Origin of the sequence: Mesorhizobium sp. M0923 (assembly GCF_040319365.1) — a bacterium.
Taxonomy (GTDB): Bacteria; Pseudomonadota; Alphaproteobacteria; order Rhizobiales; family Rhizobiaceae; genus Mesorhizobium.
The window spans coordinates 287156-309607 of the sequence record NZ_JAMYNW010000005.1 but is presented as its reverse complement, the minus strand read 5'-3'; the positions used below and the strand labels follow the sequence as shown (position 1 = coordinate 309607).

The following is a 22452-nucleotide window of genomic DNA, read 5'->3' as shown; positions in this document are numbered from 1 at the left end:
GCTCGGCGCAACCTCTTTTTGCACCTAGCCAGTTTATGCCGGCTTAAATCAAGTCCCTGGAACGGGTCTTTACCAGGCGCAGAGCTTGGTATTGGTCTGCGGGTTGTTCCAGCAGGCACCGTCATCATTGCTGCGCACGAATTGTCCGGGCAGCGGCACGTTGCGCTGGCCGAGATTGACATAGCCGTAGGCAAAACCCGGGTCGTCGATCTCCAGGACGTAAGTCGGATAGCCCGGCGCCGAGATGCGAAAGCTGCCGGCATCATCCAGCGCCCGATAGCTGCAGGAGAAATACCCGTCATCGCTGGTGAAGCAGCGCGCTCGCTTGGCCTGCGCCGATATCGAAAGGCAAGCACAGCGGCCGCACAAATGCTGCCGCCGAAAATGAGCGTTTTCAGTGTCATCATCCACCCCCCATGGCCCATGAGGGCCGCCATCCCTGCCCCAGCGAGATGCGCATGACGGCGAAAGCCGGTCAAGCATCCGCTGCTGGCTGTTTTTGGGTGTAGCTAAGAGTTTCTAAGCAGAACGCCGCGCCACGATGAAGACACGGGGAAAGCGCAGCAACACCTTGCCGCTTGCCGTTTTCGGATAGGCTTCGGCGATCCTGGCCGTGTAGCGCTTCAGGAAAAGCTGCCGCTCGCCTTCGTCGAGCGGATCGAGGAACGGCTTCAGCCCCGTCGACTTCACCCATTCGACGATCGCCTCGGCATCGGCCAGCGGATGGTTGTAGATCGTGTGCCAGATATCGAGCCGATCCGAGAATGGCGACAAAAGGTCGTAATAGAACGCGACAGGCGGCAGCGGCGCGCGGGCCGCACGCTCGAACTTTTCAGTGAACGGCATCTCGGCCGCGGTCTCCCGCATCAGCCGGTGCGAAGGCTCGCCCATATTGTCCGGCATCTGCACGGCAAGCGCGCCGCCGGGCGCCAAAAATCCTATCAGCCGCTGGAAGACAGCCGGATGCTCCGGTAGCCACTGAAACACTGCATTGGCGAAGATCACGTCGACCGGTTCGGCCGGCTGCCACGTCGCCGCGTCCGCCAAGGCAAAGGTGACGCCGGGCAGGCGCGCCTTCGCCTTCTCGATCATGTCGGGCGAGGTATCGAAGCCGCTGATCTGTGCCTGCGGCCAGCGCTCGACCAGCAATTCGGTCGAATTGCCCGGCCCACAGCCAATGTCCACCACCCGGCGCGGTTCCGGCACTGGCACCTGCGCTAGGAGGTCGCGCGCCGGCCGCGTGCGCTCATCCTCGAATTTCAGGTAGAGTGCGGCGGACCAGTCGGGTTTTGCCTTTACCGCTATGCTGTTATTCATCGATAGATCTCGCGACGGTTGCCTATCTCCCGATCAGCACGACGAGCCGGCTGTCCTGAAACTGGGCAATGATTCTGTAGTCGCCGACGCGAAACCGCCAAGCTTCCTTGGTCCCAGTCAGCCGTTTGGCGAGTGCTCTTGGATTGGGGTGCACAGAAACTCTTTGATACAGGAATTCTAGGACACGGCGCTAGTCCTTCGGTGAAAGCCCTTCAATGTCTTTTTCGGCTCGCGTAAACTCGACCTGCCAACTCATTCAGCGGCAGGTTTCTTGTGCCGCTCCTCGACTTCGCGAAGTTCAAGCTTCCGGATCACCTCTTCCAACGGAATGCGTACGCCGTCGTCATCCCTCAGGCGTTCCTCCGCAATCCTGGCATCCTGCCAATCCTCAATGGTTTCGAGGATCGTTTCAACTGCGACCTGATCGATCGTACGGCCGCTGGCCTTGGCAATATCGGCCAGCAGCTTCTCGGCTTTTTGCGGCAATTTGACCGTGATCATGGGCAACTCCATCCGATCAATTTAGGCCAAACGACGATCGCCCGCAACGGATCGAGACCCTACCTCGTCAGCCGCTTATACGTCATCCGGTGCGGGTTGACCGCGTCCGGGCCGAGGCGGCGGATCTTGTCCTGCTCGTAATCCTCGAAATTGCCCTCGAACCATTCGACATGGCTGTCGCCCTCGAAGGCGAGGATGTGCGTCGCCAGACGATCGAGGAACATGCGATCGTGCGAGATGATGACGGCGCAGCCGGCGAAGCTCTCGAGCGCGTCTTCAAGTGCGGCCAGCGTTTCGGTATCGAGATCGTTGGTCGGCTCGTCGAGCAGCAGCACATTGCCGCCGGTCTTCAGCATCTTTGCCAGATGCACGCGGTTGCGCTGTCCGCCGGACAGGTTGCCGACCTTCTGCTGCTGATCGCCGCCGCGGAAATTGAACGACGCGCAATAGGCGCGGGTGTTGGCTTCGAACTTGCCGAGCTTGACCACTTCGGCGCCGCCCGAGATCTCTTCCCAGACGGTCTTGGTCGGGTCGAGTGCGTCGCGGCTCTGGTCGACATAACCGAGCTTGACCGTCTCGCCGACGCGGATGGTGCCGGCATCGGGCTTTTCCTGGCCGGTGATCATGCGGAACAGCGTCGTCTTGCCGGCGCCGTTCGGGCCAATGACGCCGACGATGCCGCCGGGCGGCAGCTTGAATTCGAGATCGTCGATCAAAAGCGTGTCGCCAAAGCCCTTCGACAGGTCCTCGACCTCGATCACCACATTGCCGAGCCGCTCGCCATGCGGAATGACGATCTGCGTATCGCTCGGACGCCGCTTGTCGGCCGCATCCAGCAGATCCTGGAACGCCTGGATACGGGCCTTCGACTTGGTCTGCCGGGCTTTCGGGCTGGACTGGATCCACTCGCGCTCGCGGCCGATCGCCCGCTGGCGCGCATCGTCCTCGCGGCCTTCCTGCTTGAGCCGCTTGGCCTTGGCTTCGAGATATTTGGTGTAGTTGCCTTCGTACGGGATACCGCGGCCGCGATCGAGCTCGAGGATCCAGCCGGTGACATTGTCGAGGAAGTAGCGGTCGTGGGTGATGATCATCACCGCGCCCGGATAGGCGCGCAGATGCTTTTCCAGCCACGCCGTCGTCTCGGCGTCGAGATGGTTGGTCGGCTCGTCGAGCAGCAGAAGGTCGGGCTGGCGCAGCAAGAGCTGGCAGAGCGCGACGCGACGGCGTTCGCCGCCCGACAGCTTGGTGACATCGGCCTCCTTGGGCGGGCAGCCGAGTGCCTCCATCGCCATCTCGACCTGCTGCTCGAGATCCCACAGATTGAGCCGGTCCATCTCGTCTTGCAGCTTGGCCGACTCGTCCGCCGTCTCGTCGGAATAGTTCATCATCAATTCGTTGTAGCGCTCGATGATCGCGGTCTTGGCGGCAACGCCTTCCATGACGTTTTCGAACACATTCTTGTTCGGATCGAGCGCCGGCTCCTGCGCCAGGTAACCGACGGTCGCGCCTTCGGCCAGCCAGGCCTCGCCGCTCCACTCCTTGTCGATGCCGGCCATGATCTTGAGAATCGTCGACTTGCCGGCGCCGTTGGGGCCGAGGATGCCGATCTTGGCGTCCGGGTAGAAGGACAGATGAATGTTCTCGAGCACCTTCTTGGTGCCGTAGGCCTTGTTGAGGCCGGCCATGTGATAGATGAACTGGCGTGCCACGCGCGCTTTCCCTGAAAAGTCGACTGATGTCGGATTGAATGGAAGTTGGGGGCTATGTAAGCGATGCGGCCCCGAACGGCAAACAGTTTTGGTCCCAGGCGGAATTGGTCGCACCGCGAACGCTTAGCCGCTTCATTTCGTGCCGGCGCCCGGGCGAAAGCTCCGGTTAACCATTCCGCGTCAAAACAGTGTTTGGATGGGAAATCGCTGGCAGCCGCGATTTCGGGGAGAGAGATCGGGCCGTGCTGAACAGTTTCCTGCTTTTTGCCGAAGCGGTTCTCTATTTCGGCATCATGGTCACGCTTTTCCGGTTCAGAGGCCGCATCGGCCTCGGCGTCTTTGTCTGCGCCCTTGGCGTTATGCATTTCCTGGAAACCTACCTCGCCAGCGTCTTCTACGTCGCGCTGCCGTTCGGCATGGTGTCGCCGGGTTCGGCTGTGCTGTTTTCCGGCAAGCTGGTCATGCTGCTCCTGCTCTACATCAAGGAGGACGCGGCAACTGTCCGGCAGCCGATTTACGGCCTGCTGCTCGGCAATGCCCTGATGATCGGGCTCGTGCTGATCCTGCGCCTGCATGACATCGCACCGCTGCCCGACGGCAAGCTTCCCGACATCGGCTTCATCGACGAGATGGGCTGGCTGATGGTGTGGGGCACGACGCTGCTGTTCGTCGACGCCATCCTGATCATCCTGCTCTATGAAAAGCTCGGCAAATATCTGCGCAAGGCGCTTTTCACCCGCATCCTGGTCTCCGTCGCCTGCGTGCTCACCTTCGACCAGGCAGGCTTTTTCACGGCGCTGCATTTCGTCACCGGTGCGCCGGTCGCGGTGTTCTTCGGCGGCTGGTTCGCCAAGATGGCAGCGGCCCTGGTCTACAGCACCATGCTGGTCGCCTATATCAGGTGGTTCGAGGCGCGGCAGGTGCCGGCGCCGCGCGGGCTTTCCGACATTTTCGACACGCTGACCTATCGCGAGCGCTATGAGGCGCTGGTCGAGCATGTCGGTCGCGACGGCCTCACCGGCCTCCTGCACAGGGGGCGCTTCGACAGCGATGGCGAGGCCGCCGTCGCCGCCAGCCTGCGGACTGCCAGGCCGCTCAGCCTGCTGATCATCGATGTCGACCACTTCAAATCGATCAATGACCGCTTCGGCCACGCCGAGGGAGACAAGGTGCTGAAAGCCCTGGCGATTTTGCTTGGCGAACTTGTCGGGACCGAAGATCAATTGTTCAGGATCGGCGGTGAGGAATTCGCCATCCTCTGCTGGCGTCCACAGCCGCTCGCCAGACTGCTGGGCGAAACCGTCAGGCAAGCGGTCAAGACGTCTGCGAGCACCAGCCGGTTCGACATCACCGTCAGCGCCGGCATCTCGACGGTCAGCGAGACGACGCGTTGCCTTGCCGATCTCTTTGCGCTGGCCGACCAGCGTCTCTACAAGGCCAAATCGACCGGACGCGATCGCGTTGTCGGCGAACCGGGTGGCAACGAAGCAGACGGGCGCAACACATGGAACAGGCCGGAGCGCAGCGCCGGCGCGTAACTCTCACTCTGGTCTCGGATTGGCGCAATCAGGATTGTTTGCGCCGCTGCCATGCGCCGATCGCAACCGAAACCGCCATCAACCCGATCGCCAGCCATTTCATTGCCGCGATGACCGGGCCGGCATCGATGTCGTAGGCGATGAACAGAAGAATGCCCGGCACCAGCAGGCCGCAAAGCACGAGCGTGATCCGGTTGATCTGCCATGACACTTTTGCCGCAAGCATCTGGTCGCCGGGCACGGCGACAAGCGCGGCCCGCATTGCCTTCGGCGCGACCAGCGCGGTCGAGAGACGCAGCGAAATCGGCAAGCCGATGCCGATGATCAGCAAGGCGCATGCCGCCAGGAGCAGCGAAAACTTGAGCGCACTGGTTTCGGGTGGTACCGGGAACAGCAGCGTCGCCAGCGGCAGGAAGACACAGAAGATCCCGAGCGCGGCGATGGCGATGAAGATCGCCGCGTTGACCAGCGTGAACAATTGGTAGGTGCCGCCGCCGATCGGTTTGGCCAGCGTGGTCATGCGCGCCCACTCCACTTCGGTGTAGGAAAAGCCCGGCCATTCCATATGGCCGTCTCGGATCGCCGTCATGCCCCTGGCCCAGAACGCCAGCCGCGCCAGCGCCCCGTTCGTCATGCCACTCATCGCCACCCCCTACGAATGTGTGCCTTCAAGACCATACCACCCCCGGCGCAAGGCGACAGTCGCGTTCGGCCTGTCTACTGGAACCCGACGGCGTCGACGGTACCCTTCGGACAACCCACCTTGGCTGTCGGTGCCGAGGCAAGCAGCAGCGCACCGAGCGAAGAGTTCGAAGCGATCGGGCCGGCCAGGCCGAGCGTCAGCTCGTCGATCAGCCGCCTGCCGCTCGAGGGATCGACCACGCAGGATACGCGGACCCGGTCGCCCGCGCCTTTGCCGAAGGCGCTGTCGAAGGTGCTGCGGATCTGATCGGATGTCAGCTGCTTGCCGATGTTCCTGGTGAAGAGATCGCGCACCGGCGACGCGTTCACCGCTTGCATCAGGTTCAAAGCGTCGGAGAAATACTCCTGCTGGCTCTTGCCGTAGCAGGTGCCGTGCTTGATCCATTCATGCCTTTCGAGGGCGGATGCGGTGCCCGGCATCACCTGGTCGAGTTCCGATCGCGTATTCGGGTCCAGCGTGACCGGCGGCAAATCCCGCCAATGTGCCGGATCGTCGTTCGCCTTGTCGCTTGCCGCGACCTGGCAATAGAAATTTCCATTCGGTTGCGGCCACAACCCATGCAAGGTGAAGTGGGTCGCATCGAAACCGGCGGCGGTCTGCGCCCGGCATTCGGTCTTGCTGGATTTGGTCTCACAGAAAGCCGGCTGCCAGCTCAGCGCGAAGACATATTCCGGCTTTCCGGACGCCGATGGCTTGTTCGGCTCGGCAGGCGCCGGTGCAGCCGGTATCGTCGACGCGCTGCCGCCCGAAACGTGACCGCAGCTGATCTTAACCCAGCGGCGCTCCGGATCGGCGCCCGGAACGCGGATGAGATAGTGCGTGGGCGCGTCCTTGTTGCCGGCCAGCAGATCGTAACTCTGGCCAGCCGCGGTCGAGACGTTGCGGGGATTCTTGCCGCTCTTGATCGCCTGCGTTGCCGGACAGGCGGCATCGGCGACGAAAGAGCCGGTCATCTTCACATCGGCCCGCGCCGCGCTTGCGCCAGCAAACGCAAGAAACACCGCCCCCCATATCGCCCAAATCCGCATTCCGGCACTCCTCGTATTCACGCCGCAAGCTAGAACTTGCGACATGTCAGAATTACGATTTCTTTCGTCGGCCGTAAAAACAATCGCCAGCGCATTGAGACGGTTCCCGTGTGGTCGATCAGGATCCGCCCGCCTCCACGCGTTCTGTCAAGGTGCGCAGCAGATCAAGCGAGGCTTTTAGCGCGTCGGCGTCCATACCCTCCGAAACGCGGTTCGCCCAAACATGCTGGCGTGTGCCGATATTCTTGACCGCTGCCCGGCCGGCATCGGTTATCGACAACAGCTTGGCGCGGCGATGCGCTGGGTTGTCGGCATAGGCGGCAAGCCCCTCCGCAGCCAGTATGTCGGCCAGCCGCTGTACGCTCTGACGGGCGAGACCCATGTCGCGGGCGACGTCGGCCACGGATTTCGGCTCCTTCAAAACCGCACCCAAAACCTGCCAGCGCGCTGCCGTCAGCCCGGTTGGAGCGGCCAGCCGGTCGGCCGCATCCAGAAAACTGCCGTTCATCCTGAACACGGCAAGCACGAGTTCCGTGAACACATTTGCCGCTTCGGTCCTGGTCGTCATTTCTGGCCGGCCTCGATGGTCGCGACGAAATTATTAACGGCTTCGGCTACGACCTCGGGCTTGTCAAGCATCACCCAATGGCCGCTGCCCGCCACGATCTGGCGCGGAATGTCCGTGCGCAGCCGGTAGAGCGCGGCTGGAGTGTCACTGGCCTCGGTAGCCAATACGAACATAGGCCCGCGATACGCATTGAGTGCCGGCTCCGGGTTCCATTCGGCCAGTGCCTTGCCGACACCTGCCCTCGCCGCCGGATCGACCACTGCCACATCGGCCAGAACACGCTGGCGAACAGCCGCGTTAGGGCCGGCAATCGACGTGTAATAGGCGTTCAGGACATCGCGGCCTTGCGGACCGGCCAGATCGCGGACAAAGCCGTCGCGAATCGCCTGCGGCAGCGCACGAGGATTGGTCGCCGGGTCGACGAGCAAGACACCTGCGACCCGGTCGGCATGGCTGGCGGCATAAGCGAGCGCCACACCACCGCCGCCGCTGTGCGCGACAATGAGAAACCGCTTCAGGCCAAACGCGTCGGCCACGGCACCGACATCCATTGCACGGCCGTCATAGCCATAGTCACCGTCCTGCGCCGGCGCGGAGGCGCCATGGCCGCGAAAATCGAAGGCTACCGCCTCGCGGCCTTCGACGGAGAGCTGCATCACCCGGTCCCAGTGGGAAGCGCGGCTGCAATCTCCATGCAGGAACAGGATCGGCAGGCCATTGCCGGCGTTGATCCTATAAGTGGCAAGCTGGCCTTGCGGGCCTGGAACGGTGGACGTCATCATGGGTCATCTCCCTGGTTTCCTGACTGAACGCAGCAATCCCTGGCAACAGGGTGGCCGTCGTGAAGGCGAAGCCCGCCAGCAAGATTGCACGCCGCGAAATGGCCCCGGTGGTTTTCATAGTCATACCCCCAATCTGCTGGCCAATTGACAGTATGCTGTCATGTAATCATATTGACAGCATACTGTCAACTAGCGTCGAATGGGTACCCTACGTCTCTTGACGTCGATCGCTGCGTCGCCCAACAGTCGCCGACGGGAGCGAGACATGCCATTTGACAAGCAGAGGATGCTGGCATCGCCGACCGGCGCCGAGCTCAACCTTTATGTGAAACACGCCACAGGCCAGCCGCGCGCCATTGTCCAGATCAATCACGGGTTGGCCGAGCACGCGGCGCGCTATGCCCGCTTCGCCGATTTCCTCGGCGCGCGCGGCTACCAGGTCTACGCGCACGACCACCGTGGCCACGGCGTCACCAAGGCGCCCGACGCGCCACCTGGCAGGTTCGCCGATGCGGATGGAAGTGCCAAGGTCATCGCCGATGTCGCTGCCGTCCATGATCTGATCGCCAGGGAACAGCCCGGCCTGCCGGTCATCGCCTTCGGTCACTCCTTGGGCGCGTCGGTCGCGCTGAACTTTGTCCTCCGCAACTCGGCGCGCATCCATGCCGCCGCGATCTGGAACGGCAATTTCTCTGCCGGACTGCTCGGCCAAATCGCGCTGGGCATGCTTGCCTGGGAAAAGTTCCGGCTTGGCTCAGACGTGCCGTCGCGCATGCTGCCCCGGCTGACGTTCCGGGCTTGGGGCAAGGCAGTGCCCGATCGCCGGACGCCCTTCGACTGGCTGTCGCGCGATGCCGCCGAAGTCGAGAAATACATCGCCGACCCGCTCTGCGGCTGGGACGCATCGGTGTCGATGTGGCAGGACATCGTCAAGATGACGCTGCATTGCGGCCGCGACCGCAATTTTTCCGGCGTGCGGCGCGACCTGTTCGTCAATCTGGTCGGAGGCGAGCAGGATCCGGCCTCGGACAGCGGCAAGGCGGTCAGCCATCTTGCCGTCCGGATGCACATGATGGGTTTTTCGAATCTCGTTTCAAAGGTTTACGCCGAAACCCGCCACGAAAGCCTGAACGAGATCAACCGAGACATCATAATGGAGGATTTTGCCGCCTGGGCCGACCGCGTGCTGAGGGTGCCGTAACGGTTGGCCCATCGCAAGGGCCGTGACAGCGGCGCGCGGGGTTGATAGAGGCTGCGCTTTCGATCAACCAGGTGATCCATGACTGAGCCTCCGCTCAAAGGCATCCGCGTCATCGAACTCGCACGCATCCTTGCCGGGCCATGGGCCGGGCAGTTGCTTGCCGACCTCGGCGCCGACGTGATCAAGGTCGAGAGCCCGGACGGCGGCGACGACACCCGCAAATGGGGACCGCCCTTCGTCATCGGCCATGACGGCGAGAACCTTTCGGCCGCTTATTACCATTCCTGCAACCGCGGCAAGCGCTCCATCGCCATCGATTTCTCGACGCCCGAGGGCGCCGAGACGGTGCGCCGGCTGGTCGCGACATCGGATGTGCTGATCGAAAACTTCAAGGTCGGCGGGCTTAAGAAATACGGCCTCGACTATGACAGCCTGAGGAAAATCAACCCACGGCTGATCTATTGCTCGATCACCGGTTTTGGCCAGTCGGGACCGTATGCGCCGCGCGCCGGTTATGATTTCATCATCCAGGGCATGGCCGGCATGATGTCGATCACCGGCGAAGCCGGCCGCGAACCGCAGAAGGCGGGCGTGGCTATTTCAGATGTCTTCACCGGGCTTTATTCGGTCGTTGCCATCCAGGCGGCACTTCGCCACGCCGAGAAGACCGGCGAAAGCCAGCATATCGACATGGCGCTCTACGACACCCAGATCTCAACGCTCGGCAACCAGAACCTCAACTATCTCGTCTCCGGACAATCGCCGGTGCAGATGGGCAATGCGCATATGAACATCGCGCCCTACGAGGTGGTGCCGGTGAAAGATGGCCACATCATCCTGGCGGTCGGCAATGACGGCCAATTCGCAAAGTTTTGCGCTGCCGTCGGCCTCGATGAGCTGGCTTCGAACCCTGACTTCGCCACCAATCCCGCCCGCGTCGCCAACCGGGCAAAGCTGCGCGAGCACATGGTCGAGGCGCTGAAGGTCTTCGATCGCGACCCGCTGCTGGCCAAGCTGGAGACAGTCGGCGTGCCGGCCAGCCCGATCAACAATATCGGCCAGATGTTTGCCGACCCGCAGACCATCGCGCGCGGCATGCGGCTCGACCTCGATGACGGCCATGGCAATCTCTTGCCCTCGGTGCGCGCGCCGATGGTCATGTCCGGCACGCCGCTGGTCTATGAACGGCCGTCGCCGCGTCTCGGCGAACACACCGAAGAAATCCTTGCCGAACTGGAGAGGTCAGGAAAATGAAGACCGGCGGACAACTCATCGTCGATGCGCTCGAAGCCAACGGAACGGACCGTATCTATTGCGTGCCCGGCGAATCCTATCTGGCGGTGCTCGACGCGCTGCATGATTCGCCAATCCGCACCATCGTCTGCCGCCAGGAGGGCGGTGCCGCAATGATGGCCGACTGCCATGGCCGCCTGACCGGCAGGCCCGGCATCTGCTTCGTCACCCGCGGCCCAGGCGCCACCAATGCCTCGGCCGGCATCCACATCGCCATGCAGGATTCGGTCCCCCTCATCCTGTTCATCGGCCAGGTCGCCAGCCACGCCAAGGGGCGCGAGGCCTTCCAGGAGGTCGACTATGTCAGGTTCTTCGGCGATATCGCCAAATGGGTGGTCGAGATCGACGACGCCGCGCGCATCCCCGAATTCGTCACACGGGCATTTGCAGTGGCGACGTCCGGCCGCCCGGGCCCGGTCGTCATCTCGCTGCCCGAGGACATGCTGACCAGCCTTGCCGAGGCACGGGAAGCCCGGCATTACACCCCTGTCGAGACGCGGCCTGGCGAAGCCGAGCTCGACGCGCTGGACGAGCTGCTCAACAAGGCAAAGCGGCCGTTCGTCATCCTTGGCGGTACGCGCTGGGATGCGCAGGCCGTTGCACGGATGCGGACGATAGCCGAAGCCTGGTCGCTGCCGGTCGGCTGCTCCTTCCGCCGCCAGATGCTGTTCGACCATCTCCACGCGAACTATGCCGGCGATGTCGGCATCGGCATCAATCCCAAAGTGGCAACCGCCATCAAGCAGGCCGACCTTGTGCTGCTGATCGGCGGCCGCATGGGCGAGATGCCGTCATCCGACTACACGCTGCTGAAGAGCCCCTACCCCGACCAGACGCTGGTCCATATCCATGCCGACGCCGGCGAGCTCGGCCGCGTCTACCGGCCGGCGCTGGCGATCAATACCTCGCCTGCCGCTTTCGTCGAAGCCTTTGCCAAACGCAAGCCGGCCGCAACGCCGGTGTGGGCGGCGGAGGCAGCGAAGCTGCACACCGCCTATCTCGACTGGTCGACGCCTCCGGAGAGCGGCCCCGGCGCCGTGCAGATGGGGCCGATCATGAATTATCTCGAAACGATGCTGCCGGACGACGCCATCCTCACCAATGGCGCCGGCAACTACGCCACCTGGGTGCATCGCTACCATCGCTTCCGGCGTTTCGGCACGCAGGCAGCACCCACATCCGGCTCGATGGGTTACGGCACGCCGGCGGCCGTCGCCGCCAAACAGCTTTTCCCCGACCGCGACGTGATCGCCTTTGCCGGTGACGGCTGTTTCCTGATGAACGGGCAGGAATTCGCCACCGCCGTGCAATACGGGCTGCCGATCATCGTCATAGTCGTCAACAACGGCATTTACGGCACCATCCGCATGCATCAGGAGCGCGAATATCCGGGCCGTGTCGTCGCCACCGATCTGAAAAACCCCGACTTTGCTGCTTTGGCCCGTGCCTATGGCGGCCATGGCGAGACGGTGGAAAAGACCGCCGACTTCGCGGCGGCCTTCGAGCGCGCCCGTGCTAGCGGCAAGCCGTCGATCGTCGAGATCAGGCTCGACCCCGAAGCCATCACGCCGACCCGCACGATGACCCAGATTCGCGACAAGGCCTGACAAACAGGGTGGTTGCCCTGTTTTTGTCGTCTTGATGTGCCTATTTGACCTTTTCGATCTGGCCGCGGATCTCGCCGTCGGCGTGGGCCGCGGTGTGGATGTTGACGTAATATTTGCCCGCCTCAAGATCGGTGGCCTGGGCATCGGTCAATGTCGCCGAACCCTTGATCGGGCTCTTCAGCTTGCCTTCGAACGGCACCACTGGATCGGCGTTTTGACCCTCTGCCGCCGGGCCGTGAATGTGTGCGGCCTTCGCCGGCCCGCTGAGGCCGGAATATCTCACCGTCCAGCTGAGTTTCTTGGTGGCGGTGTTGAATCTGAGCGTGGCGGTGCCCTTGCCCTTCGTGGTGACGGGCGGGTTCTGCTGAGCACCATCGAGCGTCGCCGTCATCTTTATAGTTTCGGCCAGGGCCGGTGAAGCAGAGAAGATGGCTGCAGAAATGGCCAGCGCCGAAAGCATCGGCGTGAAGGACTGGATGCGCATGGAAACCTCCGTTGTGACACCCTTGAGGCGGATGCACCGGCACAACGATTTTGCGAGCGGATGTTTCCACCGGTAACGTTCATTTTACATCCCACTAAAAAGGGGCGGTCGCCCGCCCCTTTCGGTTTCCAACGGAGCCGGTTTGACAGCCCCTATTTGATGGCCTTGTCGGTGATCGCGGTCGTGTAGGCGCCGGTAGGCTCCTTGCTGATGATCTTCTGGTCGAGCAGCGCCTTCGCGGTGCGCTCGTACGTCGCCGGATCGAGCTTGCCATCGGCATTGTCGATCAGCTTGGCGACTTCGCCCATCATCCGCTTCTGGTGGTTCTCGTCCTGGCCGCCATTGTCCATGACGATGCCGGCCGCCTCGTCGGAATTGTCGACGGCGTATTTCCAACCCTTCATCGAAGCGCGCACGAAACGCACCATCTTGTCCTCGAAGGCCGGATCCTTGAGCTTGTCCTCCAATGCATAGAGCCCGTCTTCGAGCAGATCGTTGCCCATGGCGGAATAGTTGAAGACAGTCAGCTCTTCCGGCTTGTAGCCGGCGTCGATGAGCTGCCAGTATTCGTTATAGGTCATGACCGAAATGCAATCCGCCTGCTTGTGGATCAGCGGCTGCACGTCAAAGCTCTGCTTGAGCACGGTGACGCCGTCCGGCCCGCCGTCGGTCTTGAGGCCAAGCTTGTTCATCCAGGCATAGAACGGATACTCGTTGCCGAAGAACCAGACGCCGAGCGTGTGGCCCTTGAAGTCGGCTTCCGTCTTGATCGGGCCGTCCTTCGGGCAGACCAGCTCCATGCCGGCCTTCTTGAACGGCTGGGCGATGTTGACCAGCGGCACGCCCTTTTCGCGTGCAGCCAGCGCGCCGCCCATCCAATCGACGATGACGTCGGCGCCGCCGCCGGCAATGACCTGCTCGGGTGCGATGTCCGGGCCGCCGGGCTTGATGTCGACGTCGAGGCCTTCGGCGTCATAGAAGCCCTTGGCCTTGGCGACATAATAGCCGGCGAACTGTGCCTGCGTGACCCATTTCAGCTGCAGCGTCACCTTATCCGCGGCCATCGCCTGGAAGGCGGCAAGCGACATCGCGCCGGCCAGCATCGAAACAACAAGTCTTTTCATGTTTTTACCCTCTGAAGTTAGCGCCCTAAACCCACCGCCCCTATCCACCACGGACAGAGGGATGCCAAAACGTGATTGCTCTCTCGAAAAGAGCGACCACGCCATAAAAGACCGAACCCGCAAGTGCTGCAACTGCGATTTCGGCCCACACCATGTCGATGTTCATCCGTCCGACTTCCGTCGAAATGCGGAATCCCATGCCGACCACCGGCGTGCCGAAGAACTCGGCGACGATGGCGCCGATCAGCGCCAGCGTCGAATTGATCTTCAACGCATTGAAGATGAACGGTGCCGCCGCCGGCAGCCGCAGCTTGAACAGCGTCTGCCAGTAGCTCGAGGCATAGGTGCGCATCAGGTCGCGCTCCATATGGCCGGAGGCGGTAAGCCCGGCGACGGTGTTCACCAGCATCGGGAAGAAGGTCATGATTATGACCACGGCTGCCTTGGATTGCCAGTCGAAGCCGAACCACATGACCATGATCGGCGCGACGCCGATGATCGGCAGCGCCGACACCATATTGCCGATCGGCAAAAGCCCGCGCCGCAGGAACGGCACACGGTCGGCGGCGATGGCAACGAGGAAGCCGGCGCTGCTGCCCACGACATAGCCGAAGATCACCGCCTTGAAGATGGTCTGCCTGACATCGGCCCCCAGCACCGGCAGCGAGCCGACGATGCGTGCACCGATGGCGCTTGGCGGCGGCAACAGGATGAAGGGAATGCCGGCGCCACGCGTCACCGCCTCCCAGATGATCAGGATCCAAGCGCCGAAGATGGCTGGAATGATCAGGCGCAAGGCGGTTGACGCCCAGCGCGACGTCGGGCGAACCGACGACAAGACCGTTACGCAGCGCCAGGCCAAAAACCACGCCGCGACGAGCAGCAGATAGAAGGAGCCACGAGCGCTGCCCTCATTGCCGGTTATGCCGGCGAGCAACATCCACGCCGCGCCGTGCGCGCCAAGGAACAGCAACACCACCCCGATCATCGGTGGAAAGTTGTCGGCCTCGATTGCCATGAGCAGCAAAATGAAAATCAAAACCGTAGTCGCCATGCCGTAACCGGGCGTAGCACTGACGAGCGGCCAAAGAAGCAGCGCGCCGACAAGCAGGATAAGCGCGGCATATCCTTGCCAGGATCGGGGGGTGATTGAGGAAAGGCTCAGGAGCGAGCTCATGCCGGCCTCCCGCCCATGGCGCGGTCAACAAGGCGCCCAGCAATGCCGACCAGCATAACCAGCAGCGCCGCCACCACCGAGCCGGCGACCAGCGCCGACCAGATGTCGATCGTCTGGCTGTAGTAGGCGCCGGCGAGCAATTTGGCCCCGATGCCGGCGATGGCGCCGGTCGGCAGCTCGCCGACAATGGCGCCGACGAGGCTGGCGGCCACCGCCACCTTCATCGAGGTGAACAGGAACGGCACCGAGGCCGGCACCCGCAATTTCCAGAAGGTCTGCGAGGGACTGGCATTATAGGTATGCATCAGGTCGAGATGGGTGAGCTCGGGCGAGCGCAGCCCCTTCACCATGCCAACCGCCACCGGGAAGAACGACAGATAGGTCGAGATCAGCGCTTTCGGGATCAGCCCGGTGATGCCGACCGCCGCCAGCACGACAATGATCATCGGCGCCACCGCCAGGATCGGAATGGTCTGCGAGGCGATGATCCACGGCATCATGCTGCGGTCGAGCGTCGCCACATGCACGATGCCGACGGCGATGACGATGCCGAGCGCCGTGCCGAAGGCAAAGCCGAGCAGCGTCGACGACAGCGTCACCCAGGCATTGTAGACAAGGCTGCGGTTCGAGGTGATGCTGCGCAAAAAGGTGTTTTCGAAAAAATTCACCGCCACCTGGTGTGGCGCCGGTAGCGTCGGCTTCGGTTGTGCCAGCGTCTTGCCGATGAATTCCACAATGCCCGGTGTCAAATTGGCGCGGCGGTCGAGATCGCGCTGGAACGGCGCGTTGAGGACAACGGCCATGACGTACCAGACGACGACCACGCCCAGGAGGATCGAGGTCACGGGAACGATCTTGTCGCGAAACGAGTCCATCTAGCGATCCTCGGGCGCTTGGCGCCCTCCTCTCCCCAACGGGGAGAGGGTGGCCGGAGCGAAGCGGAGGCCGGGTGAGGGGGTAGAAATCTTTCCGTCGAGGCAAGCCAATATCGTATCAAGGACCGCTCGACGTTCGGCCAGAACTTCATGGTTCCAGAACCGAAGAACGGAATAGCCATAGCCATTCAGCCAAGCAGTTCTCGCCGTATCGGTTGGAGAATCCGCATGCTGACTGCCGTCGACTTCAACAATCAGACCCTTCTCGCGACAAACGAAGTCCGCGATGAAAAGGCCAAGCGGCACCTGCCTCACAAATTTGTAGCCGTTGAGATGACGTCCTCTCAGTTCCCCCCAAAGCCGGTACTCAGCCTCGGTCTCGTCAAACCGGAGCTTTCGGGCACGAGCGGTTGCCCCAACATTTCTTTTAGTTGGATCTGTTGGCGCCGCCCCCTCACCCGACCTCCGCTTCGCTCCGGCCACCCTCTCCCCGTCGGGGAGAGGAGGACCCTCATCCCGCTCAATCATCATAGCTGTGCCCTGCCCTCAGCCCGTCGCGCACCCGTGCCGCGATGGCCAGGAACTCCGGCGTCTCGCGGATATCGAGCGGCCGCTTCTTCGGCAGCGTCGATTCTATGACATCGCTGACACGCCCCGGGCGCGGCGACATGACGATGATGCGCGTCGACAGATAGACCGCCTCGGGGATCGAATGGGTGACGAAGCAGATGGTCTTGTTGGTCCGCTCCCAAAGCTCCAGCAGTTGTTCGTTGAGGTGGTCGCGCACGATCTCGTCCAGCGCGCCGAACGGTTCGTCCATCAACAAAAGGTCGGCATCGAAGGCGAGCGCCCGTGCGATCGAGGCGCGCTGCTGCATGCCGCCCGAAAGCTGCCAGGGGTATTTCTTCTCGAAGCCGCTGAGGTTGACGAGGTCGAGGGTTCGCTTGATGCGCGCCGCCTGCTCCGCCCTGGACAGGCCCATGATCTCCAGCGGCAGCGCCACATTGCGCTCGATCGTGCGCCACGGATAAAGTGCGGCCGCCTGGAAGACATAGCCATAGGCGCGGCGCTGGCGCGCCTGCTCGGGCGTCATGCCGTTGACGGAAATGGCTCCCGATGTCGGCTTCTCCAGATCGGCGATGACGCGCAGCAAGGTCGTCTTGCCGCAGCCGGAGGGCCCGATGAAGGACACGAATTCGCCCTTGCCGATGGTCAGGTCGACATTCGACAGCGCCTGCACCGGACCGTCATTGGTCTGGAAGGTCAGGCCAAGCTTGCTTGCCGAAACAACGGCTGGCGATGCTCCCGTCATCGGCCGTAGCCTGTCGCTTCCGGCCACTGCGCCACCGGCCGGAATCCGATTGATTTTACCCCGATGTTGCTTTCCACTCGCCCAGTCCTACTCGCGCCAGTTCTACGCGCCCCAGTTCTACGTGCCCTTGTCCCATCAGATAGACGCCCGGAGTTGCCCCGATGTCGCCCAAACCGACGTGCCATCTTATCCGCCCTGAAAGCTCTTATGAAGGCAAGCAGGGCCTGAGCTATTTCGCCGGTATCGCCGCCGAAACAGTCGGCTCCTCCGGTATCTGCATGCATCTGCTGACCATGCCTCCGGGCGCCCGCGCCAAGGCGCATATGCACGAAAACCATGAAACCGCGATCTATGTGCTCTCCGGCGAAGTCCATACCTGGTATGGCGACCGGCTCGAACAGCATATCGTGGTCAAGGCCGGCGATCTTTTCTATATTCCCCCCGGTGTGCCGCATCTGCCGGCCAATCTGAGCGACAGCCCCGCCTCGGCGGTTATTGCCCGCACCGATCCCAACGAACAGGAAAGCGTCGTCCTGCTGCCGGAACTGGACGGGTTGGTCGCCTGAGGACTGGGTCGAGGCGGCGGCCGTCATCGGCACCGTCACGAACATGATTTCAGCGGCCCTATCTCCTCAAGGCCGGGAATGGTCACGAAGAAACCGTCCCCTCCTTTGTTGATGACCTTGACGACATCTGTGGTCGTCCCCTCCTCGCCCTCGGCGAAACAGGTGGAGCTCAACAACTGGGTGCCAGGCGTCGTCGTCAATGGCTGTGCGAACTCGCAGCCGCTGCCATAGGTTTCGACGCCCTCGGCGGTCAGCACGACATAATCGTCGCGGTCCTGATAACCGAGCCGTACACCAGCGCAACCGACCTCATTGCCAAAGGAGCCGGCAAGGACGTCCGCCGCCGGCCCGGCGGCAAGGATCACCGCGGCCATTGAGATGATCGCTCCGTGGCTCGCCAAGCTCAAACGCCCGTCGCCGGGATGCCTGTACGCTCCACCTTGCGCGGCGCGGAAATTTCCTTCCAGGTCGACAGTGCCCGGTTGACCGCCGCGTTCGGCTCGCGAGCGACGAACTCGCCATGGCCGGGCTTTGCCTTAACCTCGTTTTCCTCGATCGACAGTTCGCCGCGCGAGAAGACGTAGCGTGGCAGGCCGGTCACCTCGAAACCTTCGAAGACGTTGTAGTCGATGACCGACTGCTGCTTCTTGGCCGTGATTTTCTTCTTGCGCTTCGGGTCCCAGACAAGGATGTCGGCGTCCGCGCCTTCGACGATGGCGCCCTTCTTCGGGTACATGTTGAGGATCTTGGCGATGTTGGTCGAGGTCACCGCGACGAACTCGTTCATCGTCAGCCGGCCGGTGTTGACGCCGGTCGTCCACAGCACCGGCAAACGATCCTCGAGCCCGCCCGTGCCATTCGGGATCTTGGTGAAGTCGCCGACGCCGTTGCGCTTCTGCTTGGTGGTGAAGGCACAATGGTCGGTCGCCACCACTTGCAGTGACCCAGCCTGCAGGCCGGCCCATAGCGAATCCTGATGCCATTTGTTGCGGAAGGGCGGGCTCATGACGCGCCGCGCCGCATGGTCCCAGTCCTTGTTGAAATATTCGCTCTCGTCCAGCGTCAGGTGCTGGACCAGCGGCTCGCCGAATACCCGCATGCCTTTCTGGCGCGCCCGGCGGATGGCCTCGTGGGCCTGCTCGCAGGAGACATGCACGACATAGAGCGGCACGCCGGCCATGTCGGCGATCATGATGGCACGATTGGTCGCCTCGCCTTCGACTTCCGGCGGGCGCGAATAGGCGTGTCCCTCCGGACCACTATTGCCCGCCGCCAGCAGCTTCTGCGACAGTGCCGCCACCACGTCGCCATTCTCGGCATGGACCAGCGGCAGCGCGCCGAGATCGGCACAGCGCTGGAACGACGAATACAGCTCGTCGTCATCGACCATCAGCGCACCCTTGTAGGCCATGAAATGCTTGAACGAGGTGATGCCCCTGTCGACGACGGTGGCCATCTCGTCGAACACCTGCTTGCCCCACCAGGTGATCGCCATGTGGAAGGAATAATCGCAGGAAGCCTTCGAAGTCTTGTTGTCCCACATCTGCAAGGCCTCGAGCAGCGACTGCTGCGGCGCCGGCAGGCAGAAATCGACGACCATCGTCGTGCCGCCGGCGAGCGCGGCGCGGGTGCCGCTCTCGAAATCATCGGCCGAATAGGTGCCCATGAACGGCATTTCGAGGTGGGTATGCGGGTCGATGCCGCCCGGCATGACATAGCAGCCGCTGGCGTCGAACTCATGGTCGCCATGCAGATCCGGCCCGATGCCGACGATCTTGCCGTGCCTGAACAGCACATCGGCCTTCCATGTCCGGTCCGCGGTGACGATGGTGCCATTCTTGATGACTTTGGACATTTTCTTGTTCCCTTATTCTTTTCGCGCTTCTTGCGAGCGGCGTTGCGAGGTGGCAGCTATCCCATCATTCGACAATCACCGCCGTATCGACCACCGCGTGGAACAGCACGTCGGCGCCGGCCGTTGCCCATTCCTTGGTGATCTCCTCGGCCTCGTTGTGGCTGAGCCCGTCGACGCAGGGACACATCACCATCGCCGTCGGTGCGACGCGGTTGATCCAGCAGGCGTCGTGGCCGGCGCCGGAGACGATGTTGCGATGCGTATATCCCAGGCGCTCCGCCGCATCCCGCACCGCCTTGACGCAGCCCGCGTCGAAAGTGACCGGATCGAAATGGCCGACCTGCTCGATTTGATATTTGATGTCGAGCGCCTCGCAGATCGTGTCGATGCCTTCCCGGATGCGGCCGTCCATGGCGTCCAGCACTTCCTTTTCCGGTGAGCGGATGTCGATGGTGAAGACGGTGCGACCGGCGATGATGTTGCGCGAGTTCGGATAGACCTCCATATGGCCGACCGCGCCAACGGCGTCCGGCTGGTAGTCCATGGCGATCTCGTGCACCAACTCGATCACCCGCGCCATGCCGAGCCCGGCATTGCGCCGCTTCGGCATCGGCGTAGAGCCGGTATGCGCCTCCCTGCCGGTCAGCGTCACCTGCAGCCATTTCAGTCCCTGGCCATGGGTGACGACGCCAATGTCGATGCCCTCGTCCTCGAGGATCGGGCCCTGCTCGATATGCAATTCGAAGAAGGCGTGGATCTTGCGCTCGCCGACCTTTTCGGTGCCCTTCCAGCCGATCCGTTCGAGCTCCTCGCCGAATTTCTTGCCGTCCTTGTCGACATGCGAATAGATTTCGGCCTGATCGAGCACGCCGGCGAATACCCCGGACGCCATCATCGCCGGCGCAAAGCGCGCGCCTTCCTCGTTGGTCCAGTTGGTGACGACGATCGGGTGCTTGGTCTTGATGCCGAGATCGTCGAGCGAGCGCACAACCTCCAGGCCGCCGAGCACGCCGAGCACGCCGTCGTACTTGCCGCCGGTCGGCTGCGTATCGAGATGGCTGCCGACATACACCGGCGGCAGGCTGGGGTCGGTGCCTTCGCGACGGGCAAACATCGTACCCATCTCGTCGACGCCCATTTCGAGCCCCGCCTCATCGCACCAGCGCTTGAACAGGTGCCGCCCTTCGCCATCCTCGTTGGTAACGGTCTGGCGATTATTGCCGCCGGCAATGCCGGGGCCGATCTTCGCCATCTCCATTATCGAATCCCACAAACGGTCTGAATTGATTCGCAGATTCTCGCCGGGGGCGGCCATTCAAGTTCCTCTCATTTACTCACATTAGGACGACGGTTCCCGTCGTCGCCCTACATGTTGGGGAGCATCTAGTCCACCGCCCTCAGCACTTCGCGCACATGGTCGATCAATTCGTTGATCTGGCCCTTGGTAATGATGAGCGGTGGCGACAGAGCGATGATGTCGCCGGTGGTGCGGATCAGCGCACCGCGCTCGAACGCCTTGACGAAAGCCGAGAAGGCGCGCTTCGTCGGCTGGCCTGCGATCGGCGCCAGCTCGATCGCGCCGATCAGGCCGATGTTGCGGATGTCGATGACGTTCGGTTCGCCCTTTAGCGAGTGCAGCGCGTCCTCCCAGTACGGCGCCAGTTCCTCGCCGCGCGTCAGCAGCCCCTCTTCCTTGTAGGTGTCGAGTGTGCCCAGCGCCGCCGCGCAGGCGATCGGATTGCCCGAATAGGTGTAGCCGTGGAAGAACTCAATCATATGCTCGGGCCCGGTCATGAAGGCGTCGTGGATTTCCTTCTTGACGAACACCGCGCCCATCGGGATGACGCCATTGGAGACGCCCTTGGCCGTCGTCATGATATCCGGGGTGACACCGAAATAGTCGGCGGCAAACGGCGTGCCGAGGCGGCCAAAACCGGTGATGACCTCGTCGAAGATCAGCAAGATGCCGTGCTTGGTGCAGATCTCGCGCAGCTTCTGCAGATAGCCCTTCGGCGGCAGGATGACGCCGGTGGAACCGGCAACCGGTTCGACGATGACTGCGGCGATGGTCGACGCGTCGTGCAGGGCGACGATGCGTTCCAGCTCGTTGGCCAGTTCCGCGCCATGCTCGGGCACGCCTTTCGTGAAGGAGTTCTTTTCCGGCAAATGCGTGTGTGGCATGTGATCTACGCCGCCGAGCAGCGTGCCAAACATCTTGCGGTTGGTGACGATGCCGCCGACCGAGATGCCGCCGAAATTGACGCCGTGATAGCCGCGCTCGCGGCCGATCAGCCGGGTGCGCGAGCCCTCGCCTTTTACGCGGTGATAGGCGATCGCCATCTTCAGCGCCGTCTCGACTGATTCCGAGCCGGAATTGGTGAAGAACACATGGTCCATGCCCTTCGGGGCGATGTCGACCAGGCGATTGGCCAGCTCGAACACGATCGGGTGGCCCATCTGGAAGGCCGGCGCATAGTCGAGCTCTGCCGCTTGGCTCTGGATCGCCTCGGTGATCTTCGGGCGGCAGTGGCCGGCATTGACGCACCACAGGCCGGCGGTGCCGTCGAGAACCTTGCGCCCGTCGCTGGTCGTGTAATGCATGTCCTTGGCCGACACCATCATGCGCGGCGCCTGCTTGAACTGCCGGTTTGCCGTGAACGGCATCCAGAATGCGCTGAGATCGTTCGGCGTGACTTTCAGCCGGTTGGACATGACCAAGACTTCCCCTTGTAACCTGTTTCGGTGCGGCTAACGCTTGGTCTTTCCAACACTTGGTCTTTGCTGCGTTTTCGTGCTACGCAAATTTTTGACC

At 62.6% G+C, this 22452-nt stretch carries 24 protein-coding genes; 5 read left to right on the top strand and 19 right to left on the bottom strand.

Annotated features, from left to right (window positions below; genetic code table 11):
* Positions 1–69: 69 nt before the first annotated feature.
* The 5 genes from NKH89_RS11520 to ettA form a co-directional block, all read right to left on the bottom strand.
* Positions 70–411: a hypothetical protein gene (locus NKH89_RS11520; RefSeq protein ID WP_352482968.1), complete on the bottom strand. Its 342-nt coding sequence runs from the start codon at positions 409–411 to the stop codon at positions 70–72.
* A 108-nt stretch (positions 412–519) separates the two neighbouring features.
* Positions 520–1317 carry a trans-aconitate 2-methyltransferase gene (gene tam / locus NKH89_RS11515; protein WP_352482967.1) on the bottom strand — a complete coding sequence of 266 codons (798 nt, stop codon included), beginning with the start codon at positions 1315–1317 and terminating at the stop codon, positions 520–522.
* A gap of 22 nt (positions 1318–1339) precedes the next feature.
* Positions 1340–1471, bottom strand: coding sequence for a type II toxin-antitoxin system RelE family toxin (locus tag NKH89_RS11510; RefSeq protein WP_352482966.1), 132 nt, complete (start codon positions 1469–1471; stop codon positions 1340–1342).
* A gap of 98 nt (positions 1472–1569) precedes the next feature.
* Positions 1570–1818 (bottom strand): DUF6290 family protein, encoded by a 249-nt coding sequence (locus NKH89_RS11505; protein ID WP_352482964.1) that lies wholly within the window; start codon positions 1816–1818, stop codon positions 1570–1572.
* A gap of 59 nt (positions 1819–1877) precedes the next feature.
* Positions 1878–3527 carry an energy-dependent translational throttle protein EttA gene (ettA, locus tag NKH89_RS11500; RefSeq protein WP_023720834.1) on the bottom strand — a complete coding sequence of 550 codons (1650 nt, stop codon included), beginning with the start codon at positions 3525–3527 and terminating at the stop codon, positions 1878–1880.
* Positions 3528–3769: 242 nt separating this feature from the next.
* Here ettA and NKH89_RS11495 point away from each other — a divergent pair, with 242 nt between their 5' ends.
* On the top strand, positions 3770–5065 hold the full coding sequence (locus NKH89_RS11495) for a GGDEF domain-containing protein (protein WP_352860219.1): 1296 nt from the start codon (positions 3770–3772) through the stop codon (positions 5063–5065).
* Positions 5066–5093: 28 nt separating this feature from the next.
* Here the strand turns inward: NKH89_RS11495 and NKH89_RS11490 are convergent, their stop codons facing one another.
* The 4 genes from NKH89_RS11490 to NKH89_RS11475 form a co-directional block, all read right to left on the bottom strand.
* A complete protein-coding gene (locus NKH89_RS11490; protein ID WP_352482961.1) occupies positions 5094–5708 on the bottom strand; it encodes a hypothetical protein in 615 nt (204 codons plus the stop codon).
* Between the two features lie 74 nt (positions 5709–5782).
* Positions 5783–6796 (bottom strand): ribonuclease T2 family protein, encoded by a 1014-nt coding sequence (locus NKH89_RS11485; protein ID WP_352908893.1) that lies wholly within the window; start codon positions 6794–6796, stop codon positions 5783–5785.
* A gap of 118 nt (positions 6797–6914) precedes the next feature.
* Positions 6915–7364 carry a MarR family winged helix-turn-helix transcriptional regulator gene (locus tag NKH89_RS11480; protein ID WP_352482959.1) on the bottom strand — a complete coding sequence of 150 codons (450 nt, stop codon included), beginning with the start codon at positions 7362–7364 and terminating at the stop codon, positions 6915–6917.
* A complete protein-coding gene (locus tag NKH89_RS11475) occupies positions 7361–8146 on the bottom strand; it encodes an alpha/beta fold hydrolase (protein ID WP_023720840.1) in 786 nt (261 codons plus the stop codon). Before NKH89_RS11475 ends, NKH89_RS11480 begins: the two co-directional genes overlap by 4 nt.
* 265 nt (positions 8147–8411) lie before the next feature.
* Here NKH89_RS11475 and NKH89_RS11470 point away from each other — a divergent pair, with 265 nt between their 5' ends.
* The 3 genes from NKH89_RS11470 to NKH89_RS11460 all read left to right on the top strand — a co-directional run bounded on the left by NKH89_RS11470 (position 8412) and on the right by NKH89_RS11460 (position 12247).
* Positions 8412–9347: an alpha/beta fold hydrolase gene (locus tag NKH89_RS11470; protein ID WP_352908891.1), complete on the top strand. Its 936-nt coding sequence runs from the start codon at positions 8412–8414 to the stop codon at positions 9345–9347.
* Positions 9348–9425: 78 nt separating this feature from the next.
* Positions 9426–10601 (top strand): CaiB/BaiF CoA transferase family protein, encoded by a 1176-nt coding sequence (locus NKH89_RS11465; RefSeq protein ID WP_352908889.1) that lies wholly within the window; start codon positions 9426–9428, stop codon positions 10599–10601.
* Positions 10598–12247, top strand: coding sequence for a thiamine pyrophosphate-binding protein (locus NKH89_RS11460; RefSeq protein WP_352908888.1), 1650 nt, complete (start codon positions 10598–10600; stop codon positions 12245–12247). Before NKH89_RS11465 ends, NKH89_RS11460 begins: the two co-directional genes overlap by 4 nt.
* A 40-nt stretch (positions 12248–12287) precedes the next feature.
* Here NKH89_RS11460 and NKH89_RS11455 read toward each other — a convergent pair whose 3' ends face one another.
* The 6 genes from NKH89_RS11455 to NKH89_RS11430 all read right to left on the bottom strand — a co-directional run bounded on the left by NKH89_RS11455 (position 12288) and on the right by NKH89_RS11430 (position 17219).
* Positions 12288–12731: a CHRD domain-containing protein gene (locus NKH89_RS11455; RefSeq protein ID WP_352495157.1), complete on the bottom strand. Its 444-nt coding sequence runs from the start codon at positions 12729–12731 to the stop codon at positions 12288–12290.
* Positions 12732–12883: 152 nt separating this feature from the next.
* Positions 12884–13855 carry an ABC transporter substrate-binding protein gene (locus NKH89_RS11450; RefSeq protein ID WP_352908886.1) on the bottom strand — a complete coding sequence of 324 codons (972 nt, stop codon included), beginning with the start codon at positions 13853–13855 and terminating at the stop codon, positions 12884–12886.
* 40 nt (positions 13856–13895) lie between these two features.
* Positions 13896–15032: an ABC transporter permease gene (locus NKH89_RS11445; protein WP_031194513.1), complete on the bottom strand. Its 1137-nt coding sequence runs from the start codon at positions 15030–15032 to the stop codon at positions 13896–13898.
* The gene (locus tag NKH89_RS11440; protein WP_352495156.1) at positions 15029–15907 is read right to left on the bottom strand and encodes an ABC transporter permease; all 879 of its coding nucleotides are present in this window, start codon (positions 15905–15907) and stop codon (positions 15029–15031) included. The genes NKH89_RS11445 and NKH89_RS11440 overlap by 4 nt, the downstream gene beginning before the upstream one ends.
* Positions 15908–16435, bottom strand: coding sequence for an endonuclease domain-containing protein (locus NKH89_RS11435; protein ID WP_023720848.1), 528 nt, complete (start codon positions 16433–16435; stop codon positions 15908–15910). It lies immediately after the preceding gene.
* Positions 16428–17219: an ABC transporter ATP-binding protein gene (locus tag NKH89_RS11430; protein WP_023720849.1), complete on the bottom strand. Its 792-nt coding sequence runs from the start codon at positions 17217–17219 to the stop codon at positions 16428–16430. Before NKH89_RS11430 ends, NKH89_RS11435 begins: the two co-directional genes overlap by 8 nt.
* A 161-nt stretch (positions 17220–17380) precedes the next feature.
* Here NKH89_RS11430 and NKH89_RS11425 point away from each other — a divergent pair, with 161 nt between their 5' ends.
* Positions 17381–17785, top strand: a complete 405-nt coding sequence (locus NKH89_RS11425) for a cupin domain-containing protein (RefSeq protein ID WP_023720850.1) — start codon at positions 17381–17383, stop codon at positions 17783–17785.
* Between the two features lie 35 nt (positions 17786–17820).
* Here NKH89_RS11425 and NKH89_RS11420 read toward each other — a convergent pair whose 3' ends face one another.
* From NKH89_RS11420 to aptA, 4 genes are all read right to left on the bottom strand, one after another.
* Positions 17821–18159: a hypothetical protein gene (locus NKH89_RS11420; protein WP_352814703.1), complete on the bottom strand. Its 339-nt coding sequence runs from the start codon at positions 18157–18159 to the stop codon at positions 17821–17823.
* 29 nt (positions 18160–18188) lie between these two features.
* Entirely contained in the window at positions 18189–19640 is a 1452-nt protein-coding gene (gene hydA / locus NKH89_RS11415; protein ID WP_023720852.1) for a dihydropyrimidinase, read from the bottom strand.
* 64 nt (positions 19641–19704) lie between these two features.
* The gene (locus NKH89_RS11410) at positions 19705–20955 is read right to left on the bottom strand and encodes a Zn-dependent hydrolase (RefSeq protein WP_352908884.1); all 1251 of its coding nucleotides are present in this window, start codon (positions 20953–20955) and stop codon (positions 19705–19707) included.
* 68 nt (positions 20956–21023) lie between these two features.
* Positions 21024–22352 (bottom strand): omega-aminotransferase AptA, encoded by a 1329-nt coding sequence (gene aptA, locus NKH89_RS11405; protein WP_352465212.1) that lies wholly within the window; start codon positions 22350–22352, stop codon positions 21024–21026.
* Positions 22353–22452 lie beyond the last annotated feature (100 nt).

What these genes read in the sequence shown, in the direction of transcription:
- NKH89_RS11410 (WP_352908884.1), bottom strand. Translation starts at nt 20,955, where the DNA reads ATGGCCGCCCCCGGCGAGAATCTGCGAATCAATTCAGACCGTTTGTGG.
- aptA (WP_352465212.1), bottom strand. Translation starts at nt 22,352, where the DNA reads ATGTCCAACCGGCTGAAAGTCACGCCGAACGATCTCAGCGCATTCTGG.
- tam (WP_352482967.1), bottom strand. Translation starts at nt 1,317, where the DNA reads ATGAATAACAGCATAGCGGTAAAGGCAAAACCCGACTGGTCCGCCGCA.
- NKH89_RS11435 (WP_023720848.1), bottom strand. Translation starts at nt 16,435, where the DNA reads ATGATTGAGCGGGATGAGGGTCCTCCTCTCCCCGACGGGGAGAGGGTG.
- NKH89_RS11470 (WP_352908891.1), top strand. Translation starts at nt 8,412, where the DNA reads ATGCCATTTGACAAGCAGAGGATGCTGGCATCGCCGACCGGCGCCGAG.
- NKH89_RS11445 (WP_031194513.1), bottom strand. Translation starts at nt 15,032, where the DNA reads ATGAGCTCGCTCCTGAGCCTTTCCTCAATCACCCCCCGATCCTGGCAA.
- NKH89_RS11420 (WP_352814703.1), bottom strand. Translation starts at nt 18,159, where the DNA reads ATGGCCGCGGTGATCCTTGCCGCCGGGCCGGCGGCGGACGTCCTTGCC.
- NKH89_RS11425 (WP_023720850.1), top strand. Translation starts at nt 17,381, where the DNA reads ATGTCGCCCAAACCGACGTGCCATCTTATCCGCCCTGAAAGCTCTTAT.
- NKH89_RS11480 (WP_352482959.1), bottom strand. Translation starts at nt 7,364, where the DNA reads ATGACGACCAGGACCGAAGCGGCAAATGTGTTCACGGAACTCGTGCTT.
- NKH89_RS11475 (WP_023720840.1), bottom strand. Translation starts at nt 8,146, where the DNA reads ATGATGACGTCCACCGTTCCAGGCCCGCAAGGCCAGCTTGCCACTTAT.
- NKH89_RS11450 (WP_352908886.1), bottom strand. Translation starts at nt 13,855, where the DNA reads ATGAAAAGACTTGTTGTTTCGATGCTGGCCGGCGCGATGTCGCTTGCC.
- NKH89_RS11505 (WP_352482964.1), bottom strand. Translation starts at nt 1,818, where the DNA reads ATGATCACGGTCAAATTGCCGCAAAAAGCCGAGAAGCTGCTGGCCGAT.
- NKH89_RS11430 (WP_023720849.1), bottom strand. Translation starts at nt 17,219, where the DNA reads ATGACGGGAGCATCGCCAGCCGTTGTTTCGGCAAGCAAGCTTGGCCTG.
- NKH89_RS11440 (WP_352495156.1), bottom strand. Translation starts at nt 15,907, where the DNA reads ATGGACTCGTTTCGCGACAAGATCGTTCCCGTGACCTCGATCCTCCTG.
- NKH89_RS11485 (WP_352908893.1), bottom strand. Translation starts at nt 6,796, where the DNA reads ATGCGGATTTGGGCGATATGGGGGGCGGTGTTTCTTGCGTTTGCTGGC.
- hydA (WP_023720852.1), bottom strand. Translation starts at nt 19,640, where the DNA reads ATGTCCAAAGTCATCAAGAATGGCACCATCGTCACCGCGGACCGGACA.
- NKH89_RS11490 (WP_352482961.1), bottom strand. Translation starts at nt 5,708, where the DNA reads ATGAGTGGCATGACGAACGGGGCGCTGGCGCGGCTGGCGTTCTGGGCC.
- NKH89_RS11465 (WP_352908889.1), top strand. Translation starts at nt 9,426, where the DNA reads ATGACTGAGCCTCCGCTCAAAGGCATCCGCGTCATCGAACTCGCACGC.
- NKH89_RS11455 (WP_352495157.1), bottom strand. Translation starts at nt 12,731, where the DNA reads ATGCGCATCCAGTCCTTCACGCCGATGCTTTCGGCGCTGGCCATTTCT.
- NKH89_RS11460 (WP_352908888.1), top strand. Translation starts at nt 10,598, where the DNA reads ATGAAGACCGGCGGACAACTCATCGTCGATGCGCTCGAAGCCAACGGA.